The 3,384-nt window shown below is 66.5% G+C and carries 5 protein-coding genes; 1 reads left to right on the forward strand and 4 read right to left on the reverse strand.

Going from position 1 to position 3,384, the window contains the following annotated elements:
• Positions 1-30 precede the first annotated feature (30 nt).
• From ACRDUX_RS26605 to ACRDUX_RS26615, 3 genes are all read right to left on the reverse strand, one after another.
• Positions 31-1,020 carry a zinc-dependent alcohol dehydrogenase family protein gene (locus ACRDUX_RS26605; protein ID WP_526418148.1) on the reverse strand — a complete coding sequence of 330 codons (990 nt, stop codon included), beginning with the start codon at positions 1,018-1,020 and terminating at the stop codon, positions 31-33.
• A 28-nt stretch (positions 1,021-1,048) separates the two neighbouring features.
• The gene (locus ACRDUX_RS26610) at positions 1,049-1,660 is read right to left on the reverse strand and encodes an NADPH-dependent F420 reductase (protein WP_526418150.1); all 612 of its coding nucleotides are present in this window, start codon (positions 1,658-1,660) and stop codon (positions 1,049-1,051) included.
• Positions 1,661-1,749: 89 nt separating this feature from the next.
• Positions 1,750-2,346, reverse strand: a complete 597-nt coding sequence (locus tag ACRDUX_RS26615) for a TetR/AcrR family transcriptional regulator (protein ID WP_526418152.1) — start codon at positions 2,344-2,346, stop codon at positions 1,750-1,752.
• A 113-nt stretch (positions 2,347-2,459) separates the two neighbouring features.
• Between ACRDUX_RS26615 and ACRDUX_RS26620 the strand changes: the two genes are divergently transcribed.
• Positions 2,460-3,101 carry a hypothetical protein gene (locus ACRDUX_RS26620; RefSeq protein WP_526418154.1) on the forward strand — a complete coding sequence of 214 codons (642 nt, stop codon included), beginning with the start codon at positions 2,460-2,462 and terminating at the stop codon, positions 3,099-3,101.
• Between the two features lie 13 nt (positions 3,102-3,114).
• Here ACRDUX_RS26620 and ACRDUX_RS26625 read toward each other — a convergent pair.
• On the reverse strand, positions 3,115-3,384 hold a 270-nt coding region (locus tag ACRDUX_RS26625; RefSeq protein WP_526418155.1), incomplete at its 5' end, for a hemophore-related protein.

The following is a 3,384-nucleotide window of genomic DNA, read 5'->3' on the forward strand; positions in this document are numbered from 1 at the left end:
GCTCAGTACTGGTCAGCCCGTGGCCAACCGCTACTCGAAGGTGAAGAGGATCTTGCCCTCTCGACCTTGCCGGGTCGCGGCCGCGAACGCCGCCTTGAAGTCGTCCAGGGGCGCCGTCGCCTCGACGCGTGCCCTCAGCGTGCCGTCGGCGACGAGGTCGATCACTTCGCGGTAGTCGGCCTGAACCTGCGCCGCGTCAGCGCGTTGCGTCCAGTTGTGCAGCCAGAACCCCGTCAGGTTCACGTGATTGCCGATCAGGTCCAAGAGACCCACCTCCGACGGCCGGCCCGACAGGTATGCGTAGGTGACCAGGCTCGCGCCGAAGCGAAGCCGGTGCGCCAGTTCGGTGCTCGCCGGGCCGCCGATCGAGTCGACTGCGAGGTCCAGTGTCTTCTCCCCCAACGCGTCGGTCAGCTTCACCCCGAGGTCGTCGCCGTCGACCACGACCAGATCCCCGCCCCAACTGCGGACCTGTTCGGCGGCCGCCTCTCGGCGAACCACGCTCAGCGTGCGATGGCCGAAGTGCTTGGCGAGTTTGACGAGATACTCCCCAACGGCCGAGTTGCCTGCGGTCTGACCGATCCAGCGGTCCTCGGCGTCGGGGTTGCCGTAGTCGCGCAGCAGCCGCAGCGCGGTCATGGGGTTGATGCCGACCATCGCCAGCTGGAGCACGTCGGCTCCCTCTGGAGCGAGCACGACGTCGGAGACCGACGCGACCACATGCGTCGCCCACGTGCCGTGGCGGTAGCTCGGCAACAGCACGACACGAGCTCCCAGCAGCGCGTCATCGACCTCTGATCCAACCGCCGCGACCCGGCCCACTCCCTCCGCGCCGACGTCGGAATGCGTTGGCGGGGTGAGGAAGTACTGACCCGTGATGTACAGGAAGTCCGACGCGTTGATCGTCGCGGCCTCCATCTCCACCACGACCTGCCCGGGGCCAGGAGTCAGCGAGTCGAACTCCACCAGTGACACCACGTCGGCGGGTCGCCCAACGGCCTCGATCTGAAGTTTGCGCATTGTCATGCCTCTCGTGATGGTGTTGGAGTCAGTCCTGTTTGACGACGTGCAGGGCACACAACGGCCCGTCGAGCTGGATCAGCCGACCACCGTCCCGGAGCCCCCCGACGTAGACCGCCGCGAAGCCGAGCGCGTCGCCGAATTCGGCGAATGCCGAGTTCGCATCGTCGTCGTCGCCGGCGTGGAAGAGAACCTGCCGACCGTCGTGATGGTGGGGATCGGGCGCAATGAAACTGGCGTACATCGCGTTGAATGCCTTGACCACCGTCGCGCCAGGGAGGTGCCTGGCCACCCATTCACTGCCGGTCTCGTCGCCCAGGTCGGCGCGCCCGGCGTACGCCGGCTCGAACTGTGCGAACTGATTGGTGGCGTCCACGACGGTGCGACCGGTCCAGTCGCCGATCTCGGCCGCGACGTCGGGCACCTTCACGAATGGCACCGCGAGAACGACCAGGTCGGCATCGGCGGCCTGCCCCACGGTGGCTGCCGCGGCGTCATCTCCCAGCTCCTCCACCACCTCGCGAAGGCTGTCTGGCCCACGGCTGTTGCTGAGCCGCACCGGAATTCCAGCGGCTACACAGCGTCGAGCGATCGCCAGCGCGACCGGTCCCGCACCCAGTATGCCCACACTGTCGACCATTACCCGCTCCTTCGCTTCCCACCCCAAGCTACTCATTATGGATCAATCAGTCAATAATTAGGGCAAGCGTCGGCACCCGATGACGGCCGCTACTGCGCGGCCGCACGCGGCAGCAGAGCGATGAACTGCTCTGCCGCGGCCTGCATGCGGGACGGTGTGTAGCCCGCCTTGCGCAGAGCCTCCGAGCCGCGAAGGAACGTGAGAACCAGCAGAGCCAGCTGATCCGAATCGGCGCCGGGATCGATGTCACCATCGCGCTGGGCCGCCGCGAAGGTCTCCGCCAGCATCCCCTGATACCTCTGCATCGATGCCTTGACTCGACGGGTCACGTCCTTGTCGGTGGAGCCCAGTTCGGCCGCACTCTTGGCCATCAGACAGCCACGCTTGGCCGAGGCCGCATTGGTGTCCGCCATGTTCCTGATGTGACCCACCAGACGTTCGAACGCGGAACCCTCGGACTCGGTCAGATCCGCCGAGACTCCGGCCATCGTGACCGTGCAGTACTCGTCGAGGGCGCGTAGATACAGCGCGTGCTTGTCCCCGAAGGCGCCGTAGAGACTGCCCCGCCCCAGGCCGGTCGCCTCGGTCAAGTCGTCCAGTGACGTCCCCGCGTAACCCGCGGACCAGAATTGGTCGCGCGCTGCAGTGACGACATCCCCCTCGGTGAACTTGCGTGGACGTGCCATGGGTCGATCATACCCATTGTTAACCGATCATTCAAAAACTTCGCGACTACGGCTTCCGCCGACGACGGAGGACGCGGCTCTGGCCCGACCTCGGCCGTGCAAGGATGGGCCGCATGGTTGGCCAGACACGTCGCAGGCGAGGCGAATTCATCGGTGATCGCCGACCGGCGCGGGTGTCTGCCCTGGTCCTCGCCCTCTCCACCGTCCTGGTGGCAGGCTGCACGTCTGGCGGCATCGTGAACACCGACGACGCGCGACCGACCACGCAGACCAGCACGTCGGCGCCGCCTCCGCTGCCCGCACCAGCCAACAACGACAATCTCGCGAACGCCTTCGACTACGCCGCACAGCAGAACGGCGAGTTGGGCTACTACTTCACCAGCCCGAGCAAGCGTTGGGTGTGTGCCGTCATTCCGCGGGAGACGGCCGGTTGCCAGTCGTCGACGGGCTCGACCATCCCCATCAAGGGCGCCCCGGACACCGTGGCGGGACCGCAGGGCAAGGACGTCTCTCCCAACGCCATTGAGGTGGGCGTCGAAACGGACCCGCGATTCGCGTCGCTCGAGGGACCCGGATACGCCCTCGTTCCCGGGCCCTCGCCCGTTCTGCCGTTCGACGAAGTGCTCATCGTGGCGGGGTTTCGATGCAACGTGCAGGAGGCGACGGGCATCTCCTGCGCAAGTGAAGTGTCGGGCAAGGGCTTCACGTTCAGCGCCGACGGTTTCACGGCTCAGTACACGGACCTACCCGCGTAGGTAAGCCTCTCGGCTATGACGAGAGCGCGTCGAACAACGTGGCCAGCTGACTCGGCGAGATGTCGACGCCGCACTGGCTCTTCACGTCCTTCAGCGGCTGGACGATGTTGTTCAGTTCGAAGAACTCACCAGGGTGGGCGGTGAAGTACCCCCGCACCGAGGTCCTGGCGTCCGCCGCTGGCACCGCGCCGTGATCGACTATGGCTCCGCCGCCATCCTCGCGGTCGGCGTCTTCTGGTTCGTCACCCGCTCCTACGGTTGATCGCGGGCTGCGCCGCCACCC

The organism is Mycobacterium sp., from assembly GCF_050701675.1.
Taxonomy (GTDB): Bacteria; Actinomycetota; Actinomycetes; order Mycobacteriales; family Mycobacteriaceae; genus Mycobacterium.

Bases quoted from the DNA above. Each gene is read 5' to 3' on its own strand.
- ACRDUX_RS26605 (WP_526418148.1), bottom strand. From the start codon at position 1,020: ATGCGCAAACTTCAGATCGAGGCCGTTGGGCGACCCGCCGACGTGGTG.
- ACRDUX_RS26610 (WP_526418150.1), bottom strand. From the start codon at position 1,660: ATGGTCGACAGTGTGGGCATACTGGGTGCGGGACCGGTCGCGCTGGCG.
- ACRDUX_RS26615 (WP_526418152.1), bottom strand. From the start codon at position 2,346: ATGGCACGTCCACGCAAGTTCACCGAGGGGGATGTCGTCACTGCAGCG.
- ACRDUX_RS26620 (WP_526418154.1), top strand. From the start codon at position 2,460: ATGGTTGGCCAGACACGTCGCAGGCGAGGCGAATTCATCGGTGATCGC.